The organism is Quyinboa sediminis (assembly GCF_042219855.1).
Classification (GTDB): Bacteria; Bacteroidota; Bacteroidia; order Bacteroidales; family UBA5342; genus JBHJHP01.
Window position 1 is genome coordinate 140,684 of record NZ_JBHJHP010000006.1, and the last position, 14,698, is coordinate 155,381.

Consider the following 14,698-nt stretch of genomic DNA (forward strand, 5'->3'; position numbering starts at 1 on the left):
TTGACGGAAATGATTCCGTTTGGATTAAAAAAAACGGACATGCAGATTCTAATACCTTGTAAAAAAGGGATGTAGTCTGGTTATGAAAGCTATTACTGTTTAAAGTTTTGATGCTGCTGCTTCATCTATGATCCAGAGTAGGTTGCCACTTCTGGGTTTAACATAAGCCGCCGGGTATTCCCTGAATTTACCTTTTTTGTTGACAATGTCGCTTAACACTTCCGCCTTGGATTCACCTGTGACCAGAAATACAACACGGAATGCATTCTTCAAAACTTCCCCTGTTAAGGTTAAACGGAATTGTCCTGTTTCAGGATGTCTGGCAATTTCCACCCAGTTATGCGACATGATAAGATCCATGTTGTTCGGGAAAATGGATGCCGTATGCCCATCGGTTCCTAAACCAAGAATCATAAGGTCAAAAACCGGATATTCATTGCGTTTGGGTAAAACACTGTCAATTACTTTTTCATAACGGATGCGTTCCTTGCAAATATTCTCTTCACCGCGAATACGGAATACCCGTGAAAAGCTAATGGGAACCTGTGAAAAAAGACGCTTGTTAACATCTTTATAGTTGCTCTGATCGTCTTCTGGCGAAACCATGCGTTCGTCACCCCAGAACCAGTTCAGGTTGCGCAGAAAAACAGCGTTTGGATCTGATTTTGCCAGGGCTGAAAAAAGCAGGGAAGGGGTTGAACCACCGGAAAGTGCAACATTATATTTCCCGGCGTCAATTTTTGAGGCATCTTCCACAATCTGATCTGCCATCCATGTGGTAGCTACTTCAGGCGTCTCAAAAATGTGGATGTTATGGCCATTGATGGTACGTTTTCTCATGGCTGTTTTTATTATAATTCACAGTATTCATCACTGTTTGAGAGATTTTTACACGGGAAACGCCATGTTTGTCCTTCAGCATCAATCATTCCTTCTGCTTCCCTTGGCCCCCAGGTGCCGGCCGGATATCCGTAAAGCGGAAAATCCGGATCATCATTCATCCTGTCAATCACGGGCTGAACAATGTCCCATGCTTCTTCCACATTATCACCACGCGAGAATAATGTACTGTCTCCCATCATAGAATCCAGGAGCAGGCGTTCGTAAGCTTGTGGCAGATACACCTGGCTCAGATCCGAGTAATGGAAATCCATACCTACATTTTTCACCTCATAGCCTGCACCCGGTAATTTCATGCCAAAGTTAAGCAAAATACCTTCATCCGGTTGAATCCGGAGAATTAACTGGTTTGGTGATTGCACCATGGACTGGTTGCGGTGAAAGAGGTGATGTGGCGTATGTTTAAAGTTAATTACAATTTCAGTTACCCGCGTTGGCAGTCTTTTCCCCGTTCTGACATAAAACGGCACACCGGCCCAGCGCCAGTTGTCAATGAAAAGTTTCACTGCAATATAGGTCTCCGTCCTGCTCTGTGGATCAACATCCTCTTCCTGTCTGTACCCTTTTACGGCTTCGCCACGAATTTTTGAGGCGGTATACTGACCACGTATGACATGGTTATACATGTTATCCTTATCAATGGCACGAACCGCCTGAAGCACTTTTTTACTTTCATTACGGATACTCTCCGAATCAATGACAGTAGGTGGTTCCATGGCAACAAATGTCAGCAACTGCAGCAGGTGATTCTGGAACATATCGCGCAGCGCTCCGGATTGATCATAATATCCGGCCCTTGAACCAATACCCAGACTTTCTGATGCGGTTATTTCGACATGTGAGATAAAATTCCGGTTCCACAATGGCTCGAATATGGCATTGGAAAAACGGGTCACCAAAAGATTCTGTACGGTTTCTTTGCCCAGGTAGTGATCAATACGGTATATCTGTTCTTCCTTAAATACGGACTTGAGTTTTTTATTCAGCTCCTTAGCCGAAGCCAGGTCATGACCAAAAGGTTTTTCGATAATGATCCGTCGGAAATTTCCATTTTCCTCTTTATGAAGGCCCTGCGACTTAAGATTCTTTGATATGGGTTCAAACATACCAGGAGGAGTAGCCAGATAAAAAATGATATTGCCGTTAATGTCATGTTCCTTTGCAATTTTCTCAATCCGCTCTTTCAGAACGGCATAATCGTCTGCATTTTTGGTGTCGATGGACTGGTAATGTACCTGCTGAAGAAACTTATCCACATCCTCACGTTTTACCTGCGAAAAGTTGGTGATGCCTTCCATAAGCGATTCACGGAACGATTCATCTTCCATTTCCGTACGGCCAACCCCCAGTACTGCAAAGTTTTCACATAAAAACTCCTGTTCGTACAGATCATGGATTGCAGGCATTAACTTACGGTGTGTCAGGTCTCCTGACGCTCCAAATATGACGAGTATGTGCGATTCGGGTTTGTTTTCCATTTTAATTCTGTTCTACGTTCAGAACCTAAACAAGCAAGCACCATTTTATGTTTAGTATAGCAATTGCTTATGGCTTGTTTAAAATCAGTTGAAATTAAACATTTTTCTATCTTTGTGGCGCATGAAAGAGGATAAAAAAGTTGTATCACCATATCACGGTGAAAAGGGAACAAAAAAAGAGGAAGTTGCTTCGATGTTTGATAATATTTCTAAGAAGTATGACTTCCTGAATATTTTTCTGTCGTTTGGCATTGACAGGCTTTGGCGTAAAACCGTAATACGGACGCTGAAACCGGTCCAACCCAAACAGGTGCTGGATATTGCGACAGGTACAGGCGATCTTGCTTTTCAACTGGCTAAGATCACCTCAAACAAGGTGACCGGAGCAGATATATCAGAAGGGATGCTGGCTGTGGCCAGGGAGAAAAAGATTAAACGCAACCTGAATTGTGAGATGGATTTTATTACCGGAGATGCTGAGAATCTGCCGTTTAAGGAAAATACGTTTGATGTGGTAACAGTAGGTTTCGGAATCCGGAATTTTCAGGATCCTTTAGCCGGTCTTAAAGATATGACAAGGGTAGTCAGAAAAGGGGGAACGATTGCTGTACTGGAGTTTTCCAAACCCACGGTATTCCCTGTGAAGCAGCTGTACCGGTTTTATTCCTTTCATCTGATCCCGTTTTTTGGCCGCTTCGTTTCAGGAGACAGCAGGGCATATACTTATCTGCCGGAATCTGTTGATGCATTTCCTGAAGGTGAAAGTTTTCTTGATCTGATGGAAAATGCAGGACTTACTGACAGAAAACAGCGGAAACTGACCTTCGGGATCGCTTCGTTATATACCGGGGTGAAATAATTAAAGTTTAAATATTTTTAACTCACTGACTTTTAGAATATTTTTGCATTGAATTCGTTTACAATCATAAACAGCACATTTTGAAACGAAAACTGACAGGCATATTGGTTCTTTTGATCATGGCAATACAGGTCAAAGGGCAGAACATTGTGGAAAACCTGCCGACCTTTGATCAGGACAGGTTGCATTTTGGGTTCACTCTGGGAACCAATTTTATGTATTTCACTTCAGTGCATTCGGGTGTACAGGATGTGGACGGAAATGTCTGGTTTACCGATCAGTCCTCCCTGAATCCCGGTTTTCATGTCGGAATCATTTCTTCGCTTCGTCTGAATAAATTTATGAATCTAAGATTTGTTCCGGGCATTTCATTCGGACAGCGCGATATGCAGTTTATTACTGAATCGGGTGTACCCAGGGAATCTCCTGTTTCGGTCAAATCCACATTTATTGAAACACCTCTGTTGATTAAGTATAAAGCGCTCCGCGATGGAAATGCCAAACCTTATCTTGTGTTCGGTCCGAATGTGCGTTTTGATCTGGCCAGAAGCAGGAAAGACGATATTGTGCTGAATCCCGTGGATTACTATTTTGAAATGGGTGTTGGATCCGATTTTTATCTGCCCTATTTCAGGTTTGGTCTGGAAGTGCGTTTTGCCATCGGATTTAATGATGTGCTCTGGCACGACAGACCACCGACAGAAGGTTATGATCCCCGATATACGAATGCCTTAAGTAACCTCTATTCCCGCTTATTTATTATTTCGTTTAATTTTGAATAATGATCCGGGATATACAGCTCAGAGTTTCTCCTAAAGAGGCTGCCACTGCAGATTTGTACACAAAAGCTGCAGCCAGAAAAGCTGGCATAGATACGAATCAAATTACACACCTTAGAATATTAAAACGCTCCGTTGATGCCCGTCAGCGTACTATCTGGATCAATCTAAATGTGCGCCTTTATATCAACGAGGAAGCAACGGATGATGTCGTTCCTGTATTTGAATACCCTGACGTACATGAAGGGAAGCAGGTGGTGATTGTGGGCGCCGGACCAGCCGGATTATTTGCGGCATTGCGCTGCATTGAAAAAGGACTGAAACCTGTGGTGCTGGAGCGTGGAAAGAAGGTAGCTGAACGCAAACGGGATATTGCAACGCTCAACCGGTCGCATGTTGTTGATCCGGATTCCAACTATGGATTCGGGGAAGGCGGTGCCGGAACCTTTTCAGATGGAAAGTTATACACACGCAGCGTGAAGCGCGGGAACGTAAAGCGTATTCTTGAGGTTCTCTGTTTTCATGGAGCAACCACAGATATCCTGATTGATGCTCATCCGCATATCGGAACGGATAAACTGCCGGCTGTCATCACAAATATCCGTGCTACCATTGAAAATGCGGGTGGAAAAGTATATTTCAGTTCGAAAGTCACCGGATTAATTCTGGAAAACAATACCGTTAAAGGCGTCCGTACTTATGATGGAAATGAGTATACCGGCCCCGTGATTCTGGCAACAGGTCATTCTGCGAGGGATGTGTACTGTTTTCTGGATCAGAGTCAGGTATTGCTTGAATCCAAAACCTTTGCCATGGGCGTTCGTGTGGAACACCCGCAGGAACTGATAGATCAGATCCAGTACCATTCTCCCAAAGGCAGAGGGGACTATCTGCCGGCGGCATCCTATGCGTTAACAGCTCAGGTATCAGAGCGTGGCGTGTATTCATTTTGCATGTGTCCGGGGGGTTTTATTGTCCCTTCCGCTACTTCACCGGGTGAAGTGGTAGTCAACGGTATGTCACCGTCCCTGAGAAATTCCAGGTGGGCTAACTCGGGAATCGTGGTCGAAGTCCGTCCTGAAGATATTGGTTCTGAAGGCGAACCGTTAAAAGGGCTGGAGTACCAGGAGAATCTGGAAAAAGAAGCATTTGAATCGGGAGGTCAGACACAGGTTGCACCGGCACAACGGCTGGATGATTTTGTGCAGAACCGACATTCCAAATCGCTGCCTTCGTCGTCGTATGTTCCGGGATTACTGCCCTCTCCTTTGCACGAATGGTTGCCCAAATCAATCCGGTACAGGTTACAACAGGGATTCCGTCAATTTGATAATAAAACAAGAGGTTTTCTAACCAATGAAGCATTGATAGCCGGAGTGGAATCGCGGACTTCTTCCCCGGTTCGAATACCCAGAAACAGGGAAACCTTTGAACATGTTTCCATTAAAAACCTCTATCCCTGCGGAGAAGGTTCAGGCTATGCCGGAGGGATAGTGTCATCAGCCATGGATGGTGAGAACGCCGCTGAAGCTCTGGCTGCCCGAATGGGCTGAGTATTACTTCAGGTTGGTTTCGAACAGGCGTTTATTGGCTCTCACCTCACCCAGAGCTCCCGGCCCGGCTATACAACCACCTTCACAACACATCACCTCAATGAAGTTTCCTTCGGCTTTTCCCTTAGCTGCAGCTTTCAGTACAGCAATACTTTTTTTATCCAGACCATTGATAACCATATCGCGGATTTCCACATCCTTATTTACAGATTTTACTGCGGCCAGTACGCCTCCGCTCATAGCAAAACCACGGTTGACGGTTCGTTTGTTGTTTTTGCTTTCATCATCGGGGATTTCGCCCAGGTCAATACCAAGTGCCACAATAATGGAGTTAAGTTCCTCAAAGGACAAAACATAATCCACATCCGGATTGTCAGCAGCCTCTTTGCGCTTTGCGATGCAGGGACCGACGAAAACAGTTTTGCAGTTTTTGTTATTCTCCCGAGCAATTCTTGCAGCATAGGCCATTGGTGATGGCGTTTCTGACACAAAAGCCATTAATTGAGGGATATGCTTTTTTACGGTTTCCATGTAGCCCGGACAACAGCTGGTGGTCATCAGAGGCTGCCCTTCTGCCATCTTCTCTCCGAATTCTTTTGCTTCGTGTTCTGTGGTCAGAACGGCACCATCAGCTACTTCAACCACATCCTTAAACCCAAGTATTTTAAACAGGTTATGGATTTGTCCTGTGGTGAGAGAAAACTGACTGTGAATAGACGGAGCAAACAGGGCTGTAAGCGCATCATCCCGGTCAATATCCCGCAGAATGTCAATCATCTGGCTCACTTCAAATATGGATCCGAATGGACAGGCCTGCAGGCATTTGCCACAGTAAATACATTTGCTGTGGTCGATCTCTTCAATCTTATTTTCGTTTTTTGAGATGGCTCCCACGGGGCAGGCAGCCTCACAGGGGATTGGCTGGTAAATTATGGCATGGTACTGACACTCCTTCTGACATATGCCACAGTTGATACATTTATCGGTATCAATTTCTGCCTGCCCGCTTTTATTCATGGAGACGGCATCTTTCGGACAGTTCATCACACATGGACGGGCCACACAGCCACGGCACATGTTGCTCACTACGTATTGTGCCTTTATGCAACTGGTACAGGCTTCATCCACCACTGTCAGAATTTCTTCTGATGGTTTCTCACGAAGATACGCCTGACGTGCATATTCCGATAAGGGTGTCAGTTCATCTTCTTCCTGTGCTGTGGTGAACCCCAGTAAGGGGAACGATTTATATTTAATAACGGCGCGTTCTTTATGGATGCAGCACCGGCGGGAGGCGGCACTGTTTTTAGGTGCCATCTTTAATGGTATGCGGTCAATCTCCTGCTCTAAAACCCCTTCATAATGCAACCTGACAATCCTGCTCAGCAACTCCCTGCGGATGATCATCGTATTACTTGTATGTGCCATTTTCTTTGTCCCTTATTTTTGAGGCTGCAAAAGTAGAACAGTTTTTTGACTAGCGGAAATAAATTAAAGAAAAATTTCTTTATTTAGAAGAGTATCAAAATAAAACCGCCGGATAAGGCGGTTTTATAATCTTCAACCGGGGAAATCAGTTCATTAATTCAATATCCCTGACAATAAGATTCAGTGTACCGGCAGCATCGCCATCTTTTGTGATAAAAGCATCGGCACTGGGTTCACCTTCCACATAAACCCTTTTGCCTTTCTTAAGGTACTCGGCAATTTTAGTGCTTTGTTTTTCACTCTTCCAGATAACTGCTTTTATCCAGTCTGTTTTTTCAACTTTATTGCCGTTGGAATCTTTGTATTCCTTATGAACAGCAACACTGAAATTAATGGCTTTGCGTTTGCCAACTTCACGAACTTCGGCATCGGTGCCAAGTACACCATTTAACTGTAGTCTAAACATGATGAATTGTTTTAGGTTTTGGTAAATAAAATATCTTAGACAAATTACGTTTTTTTTGCCTAAAAGTCAAATTATAAGTTCTATAGCCTGGGCATTTCATCGTAAACAACGCCATCAAGTATACGACCTGTTTTCTTTTTATTAGTTCCTCCCCACTGTTTAAAGAAGAATGGAACCTTTTGATCTTCACACATATTTTTTATCTCAATCACCCATTCTTTTTCAATTGGTCTTGCTTTTGGTCCGGATTCTCCACCAACAATTACCCAGTCGATATCTTTTAAGTTTAAATAAGGTAGCTGGGTTAACAGAGGCTCAAGAGAAAGGAATTTAACTTTAGCTCCTGTCTCTCTCAAAGCTGCAATACGGTTTGTGTGCAGTTTGCTTTCTACAGTAACACCCATCCAAATGTTTTTTGTCCAGGTTAACTGATCACTAAATTCAAAGAGTCTGTTCTCTCTTTTTGTCAGTACCTGAAAGGTGTGATGTGGGTTTTCATTCATTACCTTAAAAATCTTTTTTATAAATGAGATAGGTACATCTTCATGAAAAAGATCACTCATAGAATTTACAAATACAGTTCTTGGGGATTTCCAGGAATACGGTTCATCTAAAACATCAGGATGTAAGGTTAGCCTGAACGCATTGGAATATTTTGGAGTTCCCATCGCGTATAAACGCTTAGCCATTCTTTCGGCATAACAGTTTTTACATCCGTCAGATATCTTTGTGCAACCTGTTATCGGATTCCAGGTTGATTCGGTCCATTCTATTTTTGATGAGTTCATAATTTAAAAATTAATTGTTCTTTGACCATCCGTAGTAACACTTTTAGCTTTATTCCAAAATTCAAGAGCTTTACTATTTTGGGATGCAAAAACCAGGTCGTAATAATGCCTAATTTGATGCATTCCAGAATATAAATAGCCAAGATTCTTAAGACTATTTGTATATGATTTTCTAAATATAGTTCTTAATCTCAAATCGTCACCTATTTCTGCAAGCTGCCTTATATTTTCATTATCGAAAAAGCTTCTATCTCCTAGGAAACTATTGTATTTTTCTTTACTTCTGGAATAGTTATCTCTTAAAATAGCATTTTTAATATTTCTATTAAAGTCTGTCCCGGATGCTACATTAACTAAAATATCAACTTTACCAATATTTTTTAAGATATTTTTTATGGTATAAAATGGGACACTACAATCAGTTGGGTCTACAAAAACAAAGTTTAAACTTTTATCATTTATTTCAGAACTTATTATTTCTAAAATTTGATTTGAGTTGTTGTAATCTCCTACTTTAGCTGAAGCATTATTTATGTTTAGTTGGTCAATTCGCTTTGAAAGTGAAGAAACTGCCCCTTCATCTATATCAATAAATAATGCTTTGTTTAAATATCTAAATGCTTTATGTTTAAGTATTGCAAGAGATGAGCCATCAAACTCTTGTCCACTTCTTCTATCTATGCATCTTCCTGGTCCACTACAAATTTCAATGTAATTTACCTTCCACTTATTGTGCATTGAAGTTGCAAACATGTCAAGGTACCTTACTAATAAATAAATTTTCTCTTGTCCCCAGTCTCCAACACACCTAACAGGTAGATCGTCTGATACTGAAGTAACCAATGAACAAAAGTCATCTTCAAAAAGATTTTTTCTTTTTTCCTTATTACAATTCGTTTTACAGTTCGGATTGAGAATAGAATTTAAGTCAATTCTGGTATTCATGATTTTAGGTTTTAGAACCTAAAGTTATGAAATATTTTTATTTTAAGGCACTTAACATGATTTCCACGGGGTGGAGGGCAGATTTTCCGGTTCCATCTTTAATGTGATGGCGGCAACTTGTTCCGGGAGCTGCCAATATCGTTTCCTCATTGCTTTTGCGAACCTCCGGAAACAATATCATTTCGCCGATCTGCATGGAAAGGTCATAGTGTTCTTTTTCGTAACCAAATGATCCGGCCATGCCGCAGCATCCGGTTTTAAACTCTTCAACGCTGTAATTCTCAGGATAAGAGAGCATCTGTAAAGTCGGCGTTGTAGAAGCTACCGCTTTTTGCTGACAATGACCATGCAATCTGATGGTTTTGGGTTCAGCAGAAAACGATGCTTTCGATATGCGGCCGGCTTCAACTTCACGCATAAAAAACTCTTCGAACAGCATGGTGTATCCGGCAACTTTCTTAGCATCATCCTGCAAATGCTTATCCACAAGTTCAGGATACTCATCCCGGAAGGACAGGATGGTGGAGGGTTCCAGCCCGATTAACGGATGATCGGATGAAATAAGATCTTTCAGCAGCATGATGTTGTCTGTTGCCAGCTGCTTGGCTTTTCGCAACAAGCCCTTTGAGATGTAAGTCCGGCCGCTGTCCCGAAGCTTTGGTATCACCACATGATAACCCAGTTTATTGAGCAGTGCAATGGCAGCAAGACCGGTCTCCGGTTCCTGCATGTTGGTAAACTCGTCAGCGTAAAAGTATACCAGCTTGTCTGTTGAATAAGTGGTCTGACGGACGCGCGAGGTAAGCTGACGTTTCACCATAGGGAGCGTTCGTTTGGGAGCAAATCCCATGAGTTTTTTGAATGCCGTTGTTTTTTGAACCAGGTTGGCCATTTCCCGGACCGGATAGATCAGGCGGTTCATAACCGGAAGGTAGGCAATCATTCTTGCACGAAACGGAATGCCGTGAATATCGTAATAATGCTGCAGGAATTCGGCTTTGAAACGGGCCATGTCAATATTCGCCGGGCACTCAGATTTACAGGCTTTACACGATATACACAAATCCAGAATATCGTAAAGTTCCTGTTGATCAAGAGGATCTGCTTTAGTGCTGTGGTGCATATGTTCCCTCAGCAGATTTGACCGTCCCCGGGTGGATTTATCTTCATCGCGGGTAGCCATATATGTCGGGCACATGGTACCGCCAATAAACTCACTTTTGCGGCAATCTCCCGATCCGTTGCATTTTTCCACGGCCCTTAGAAATCCTTTTACCGGTGTAAAATCGCTTACGGTTTCAATTTCCGGATAACGATTGGAAGGCAGATACCTCAGGCTTTCTGTAATGGGCGGAACATCCACTATTTTCCCCGGATTAAAAATGTTGTTCGGATCCCAGGTTTGTTTGATATCCTTAAAAAGACGATAGATTTTATCGCCGTACATAAACGGAATAAAGTGTCCGCGTAAGCGTCCGTCTCCGTGTTCACCGCTGAGCGAACCACGGTATTTTTTTACCAGTTTTGCAATTTCTTCAGCGATGGTTTGATAGAGCTGTCTGTCTTCCTCCACTTTCAGATTCAGCAAGGGACGAAGATGAATTTCTCCTGAACCTACGTGGGCATAAAACACGCATTGCAAACCATATTTATCCAGTACAGCCTGAAATTCGTTAATGTAATCCGGCAACAGGCGCGGTGCTACTGCAGTATCTTCAATAACGGTAGTGCTTTTGCGGTCACCCTCTACATTGGACAACAGACCAAGACCGGCAGTACGCAGATCCCAGACGCGTTTTATCTTATCATCCCCAAAGATCAGCGGAAAGGCATAGCCATAACCGTTTTTCTCCAGTTCTGCGGTCATCTTTTCCACCACATCCCGGATTTCCTTTTCGGTTTCGCGGGCAAATTCAATAACGAGAACATTCTTTGGGTTCCCTTCCAGCCAGAAGCGGTTTTTGCGTTGTTCAATGTTTGATTCGGTGCACTTAATGATAATATCATCCATCATCTCAACGGCACCGGGATGATATTTTAATGCAATGATGTTGGCCTTTAAGGCCTCTTCAAGTGAATTAAAATGAGCTGCCACCACACCCTTTACCTTAGGAGGCAGCGGGATAAGGTTCAGCTTCATGGATTTTGTAAAGGCCAGAGTACCCTCGGATCCTGCCAGTAACTTGCAAAAGTTAAAGGGTATTTCCGTAGGTTCAAATGGTGCGGTTTCTGTTAAAAAGTCAAGAGCATACCCCATATTTCGACGGTGAACCTCTTCCAGTGGATAGGCATCCTTTATTTCCTGTTTTAGTTCCGGATCAGCCAGTATCTTTTGGATGTTCTGATAAATTGAGCGTTCAAGGCTGTTTTCTGAATAAAGCTTTGCCTCAAACCTTTGTTGGTCGAGGGCTTCAAATTTTACTTCTGACCCATCAGAAAGAATGGCATCCACTTCAAGAATATGGTCTCTCACACTGCCATAAATTAAGGAATGCAGACCACAGGAATTATTTCCCAGCATACCGCCCACGCGGCACCGGTTGGCAGTGGACGTTTCGGGTCCGAACTGCAGACCGTGAGGTTTGAGATGCATATTAAGTTCGGCCAGGTTTACACCCGGTTCAACCTTTACCCAGTGTTCTTCAGTATTCAACTCAAGAATCCGGTTCAAATGTTTGGAGATGTCGATGACGATGCCTGACCCAACCACCTGGCCTGCAAGTGATGTTCCGGCAGACCTTGGAATAACAGATGTTTTGTGGGTGTTGGCAAAGGCAATGGTTTTTTTGATATCATCTACAGTTTCAGGGATGACAACGGCCAGCGGTTTTTCGCGGTACGACGATGCATCTGTTGCATAAAGCGACCGCCAGACGTCGTTAAAATGAACATCTCCCTTTATTTCTTCCCTGAGTTGTTGCAATGCATCCGTCATGTCTCCGCGTTTAGTACCACGAATATAATCCAAATTCAATAAAATTGTAAATCTGTCGTGTTTCGGATGAACCGGTTTCAAAAATAAGCGCTAATTTTATTCTGTTGATGGAAGCTGAAAAATATATATCCGTTTCATACTACAGATCACCATTCGGGGAGTTGATTTTAGGATCATTTGATGGCGATCTTTGTCTTTGCGACTGGCGCTACCGGAAGATGCGGCAAGCTGTGGATAACCGGATCAAAACCGGATTACAGGCAGAGTTTAAAACGGAAGAAACACCCGTGATTAAAGCAACGATTCAACAACTTGAGGCGTATTTTGAAGGGAAAAGAAAAGATTTTGAAGTTCCATTGAGGTTTGTTGGATCCGGTTTTCAAAAGCGTGTTTGGAAGGCCTTGTTAAACATTCCGTTTGGAGAAACCATCACGTATCTGGATCTGGCTAAAAGTCTGGGCGATGAGAAATCCATTCGGGCGGCAGCCTCTGCGAACGGTGCAAATGCCATTTCCATAATTGTTCCCTGCCACAGGGTGGTCGGACAAAACGGAAAACTGACTGGTTATGCAGGCGGTCTGGAGACTAAACGCAGATTGTTGTTGCTGGAATCAAAAGGCCTTCATAAAAATGAACTTCCACTGTTTGACTGAAGTTAAACCGGAACAGCCGTACTGTATTTAACTTCATTTAAAACGAAAAAACTTTTAATCTGTTTGATATTTGGCAGAACGGCAAGTTTGTCGGATGAGAAAATATGATAGGCCTCCAGATCGCTGACGATCACCTTCAGCATATAATCAAAAGCTCCACCCATCAGGTAACACTCCACAACCTCAGGTATTTTTGTAATGGCTTCGTTAAACTTATGCAGTTCCTCCCTTTTTTGTACATCCAGCGATACGGAACAAAAAACCACCATGGCATTTGTAAGTTTCTTCTTGTCAACCAATGCTACATGCTTTAAGATGATCCCTTCTTTTTCCAGCCGTTTGATGCGTTCATAGATGGGTGTTTTTGACATTTTAAGGGCGGCAGCAATCTCTTTTACATTGCGTTTGGCATCCTCCTGCAACATTTGCAGAATGATTTTATCCGTGGAATCAAGTGTTATCATGGGAAATTTTCCGTTTTAGTATTGAATTTGAAAGCAAAAGAATTAATAATTACGTTATAAAATTTAAAAATACGGAAAAAATACTTTAATGATAAATGGCATCCTTTAAATTTCCTGTATTAATTAAATTTAAAATAAAAATGTCAGAATCAAATCATAAATTTCATCCTGAGAGTGAGATGATGTCCTACGGGTATAATTCTGCCCTGTCAGAAGGTTCAATCAAATGTCCGATTTTTCAAACCTCTACCTTTGTTTTTAAAAATGCAGAAGCAGGTAAAGCGTATTTTGAACTTGCCGTTGGTTTGCGTGAAAAAGCCAAAGATGAGGAAGAACCCGGACTCATCTACAGCCGGCTGAATAATCCCGATCTAGAAATTCTGGAGGACCGGCTTTGCCTTTGGGACGAGGCCGAGGATTGTGCCGTATTCGAAAGCGGCATGTCGGCCATCAGTACGGTTTTTCTTGCCCTGCTGAAACCCGGAGACGTTTTGCTATACAGCTCCCCGACTTATGGCGGGACAGATCACCTGATTCATCATTTTTTACCCGGACTGGACATTACCTGTATTGGATTTCATGCAGGCATGAGCAAGGATGAGCTGATAAAACTTGTGGAAGCTACCGGCAAACCAGAACGGTTAAAACTGATTTTCATTGAAACGCCGGCTAATCCTACCAACGATATTCTGGATATTTCGTGTTGCAAGGCTGTGGCGGATCATTTTAAGACAAACATAAATGAGCCGCTTCTTGCTGTGGACAATACCTATATGGGACCACTTTGGCAGCATCCGTTAAAACATGGTGCCGACTTTGTGATTTATTCTGCAACCAAATACATCGGGGGCCACAGCGATGTGATAGCCGGTGCGGTTTTAGGTTCAAAACAACTGATGAAACAGATTCGTCATTTGCGTACCTACCTTGGAAATATGGCAGGTCCGTGGACGGGATGGTTGCTGATGCGCAGTCTCGAAACCCTGAAAGTCAGAATGGAGGCACAGACGCTGAATGCTCAGAAGGTAGCGGCTTTTCTGGTGGGTCATCCTAAAATTGAAAAAGTGTATTATCCGGGGTTAATACGTCCCGATTCAGCAATCTATGAGGTTTATAAACGACAGTACACTGCACCGGGTGCAATGTTATCATTTGATATTGCCGGCGGCGAAAAAGAGGCATTTAAGTTTCTGAATAATCTGAAAATGATGAAGCTGGCGGTGAGCCTGGGGAGTACCGAAAGCCTTGTACAGCATCCCTATTGCATGACCCATGCCGGTGTTGATCCGGAATTTAAAAAACAGCTGGGTGTAACACCCAAAATGGTCAGGTTGTCTGTTGGTGTGGAAAATTATGAAGATATCATATGGGATATTAAGCAATCGTTAGATATGATTTAGGAAGGATGTTTTACTGATTTCGGAGTTAGTGTTAAGGGGTTGCCGGCAGG

At 42.9% G+C, this 14,698-nt stretch carries 13 protein-coding genes; 5 read left to right on the plus strand and 8 right to left on the minus strand.

The annotated features are described in order from the left end of the window. Positions 1–99: 99 nt before the first annotated feature. Both pgl and zwf read right to left on the minus strand, forming a co-directional pair. Entirely contained in the window at positions 100–840 is a 741-nt protein-coding gene (gene pgl, locus ACE1EF_RS14980) for a 6-phosphogluconolactonase (RefSeq protein WP_375721490.1), read from the minus strand. An 11-nt stretch (positions 841–851) separates the two neighbouring features. Then, the gene (gene zwf / locus ACE1EF_RS14985; RefSeq protein WP_375721491.1) at positions 852–2,378 is read right to left on the minus strand and encodes a glucose-6-phosphate dehydrogenase; all 1,527 of its coding nucleotides are present in this window, start codon (positions 2,376–2,378) and stop codon (positions 852–854) included. 121 nt (positions 2,379–2,499) lie between these two features. Between zwf and ubiE the strand changes: the two genes are divergently transcribed. From ubiE to ACE1EF_RS15000, 3 genes are all read left to right on the plus strand, one after another. Then, positions 2,500–3,237, plus strand: coding sequence for a bifunctional demethylmenaquinone methyltransferase/2-methoxy-6-polyprenyl-1,4-benzoquinol methylase UbiE (gene ubiE, locus ACE1EF_RS14990; protein WP_375721492.1), 738 nt, complete (start codon positions 2,500–2,502; stop codon positions 3,235–3,237). 80 nt (positions 3,238–3,317) lie between these two features. Further along, complete coding sequence (porT, locus tag ACE1EF_RS14995) at positions 3,318–4,019, plus strand: type IX secretion/gliding motility protein PorT/SprT (protein ID WP_375721493.1); 702 nt, start codon at positions 3,318–3,320, stop codon at positions 4,017–4,019. Further along, positions 4,019–5,569, plus strand: a complete 1,551-nt coding sequence (locus ACE1EF_RS15000; protein ID WP_375721494.1) for an NAD(P)/FAD-dependent oxidoreductase — start codon at positions 4,019–4,021, stop codon at positions 5,567–5,569. The genes porT and ACE1EF_RS15000 overlap by 1 nt, the downstream gene beginning before the upstream one ends. Before the next feature lie 3 nt (positions 5,570–5,572). Here the strand turns inward: ACE1EF_RS15000 and ACE1EF_RS15005 are convergent, their stop codons facing one another. The 5 genes from ACE1EF_RS15005 to ACE1EF_RS15025 all read right to left on the minus strand — a co-directional run bounded on the left by ACE1EF_RS15005 (position 5,573) and on the right by ACE1EF_RS15025 (position 12,131). Then, positions 5,573–6,997: a monomeric [FeFe] hydrogenase gene (locus ACE1EF_RS15005; RefSeq protein WP_375721495.1), complete on the minus strand. Its 1,425-nt coding sequence runs from the start codon at positions 6,995–6,997 to the stop codon at positions 5,573–5,575. Positions 6,998–7,142: 145 nt separating this feature from the next. Further along, positions 7,143–7,463 carry a single-stranded DNA-binding protein gene (locus tag ACE1EF_RS15010; RefSeq protein ID WP_375721496.1) on the minus strand — a complete coding sequence of 107 codons (321 nt, stop codon included), beginning with the start codon at positions 7,461–7,463 and terminating at the stop codon, positions 7,143–7,145. 80 nt (positions 7,464–7,543) lie between these two features. After that, the gene (locus ACE1EF_RS15015; protein WP_375721497.1) at positions 7,544–8,251 is read right to left on the minus strand and encodes a DUF5131 family protein; all 708 of its coding nucleotides are present in this window, start codon (positions 8,249–8,251) and stop codon (positions 7,544–7,546) included. A gap of 3 nt (positions 8,252–8,254) precedes the next feature. Next, the gene (gene tcmP, locus ACE1EF_RS15020) at positions 8,255–9,196 is read right to left on the minus strand and encodes a three-Cys-motif partner protein TcmP (RefSeq protein WP_375721498.1); all 942 of its coding nucleotides are present in this window, start codon (positions 9,194–9,196) and stop codon (positions 8,255–8,257) included. A gap of 37 nt (positions 9,197–9,233) precedes the next feature. After that, positions 9,234–12,131, minus strand: a complete 2,898-nt coding sequence (locus tag ACE1EF_RS15025; RefSeq protein ID WP_375721499.1) for an FAD-binding and (Fe-S)-binding domain-containing protein — start codon at positions 12,129–12,131, stop codon at positions 9,234–9,236. Positions 12,132–12,238: 107 nt separating this feature from the next. Between ACE1EF_RS15025 and ACE1EF_RS15030 the strand changes: the two genes are divergently transcribed. Continuing rightward, positions 12,239–12,784 (plus strand): methylated-DNA--[protein]-cysteine S-methyltransferase, encoded by a 546-nt coding sequence (locus ACE1EF_RS15030; RefSeq protein ID WP_375721500.1) that lies wholly within the window; start codon positions 12,239–12,241, stop codon positions 12,782–12,784. Between the two features lie 2 nt (positions 12,785–12,786). On the opposite strand, the gene ACE1EF_RS15035 is transcribed toward ACE1EF_RS15030, so the two are convergent. Further along, on the minus strand, positions 12,787–13,248 hold the full coding sequence (locus ACE1EF_RS15035; RefSeq protein ID WP_375721501.1) for an Lrp/AsnC family transcriptional regulator: 462 nt from the start codon (positions 13,246–13,248) through the stop codon (positions 12,787–12,789). A gap of 140 nt (positions 13,249–13,388) precedes the next feature. Here ACE1EF_RS15035 and ACE1EF_RS15040 point away from each other — a divergent pair, with 140 nt between their 5' ends. After that, on the plus strand, positions 13,389–14,648 hold the full coding sequence (locus ACE1EF_RS15040; protein ID WP_375721502.1) for a cystathionine gamma-synthase family protein: 1,260 nt from the start codon (positions 13,389–13,391) through the stop codon (positions 14,646–14,648). Positions 14,649–14,698 lie beyond the last annotated feature (50 nt).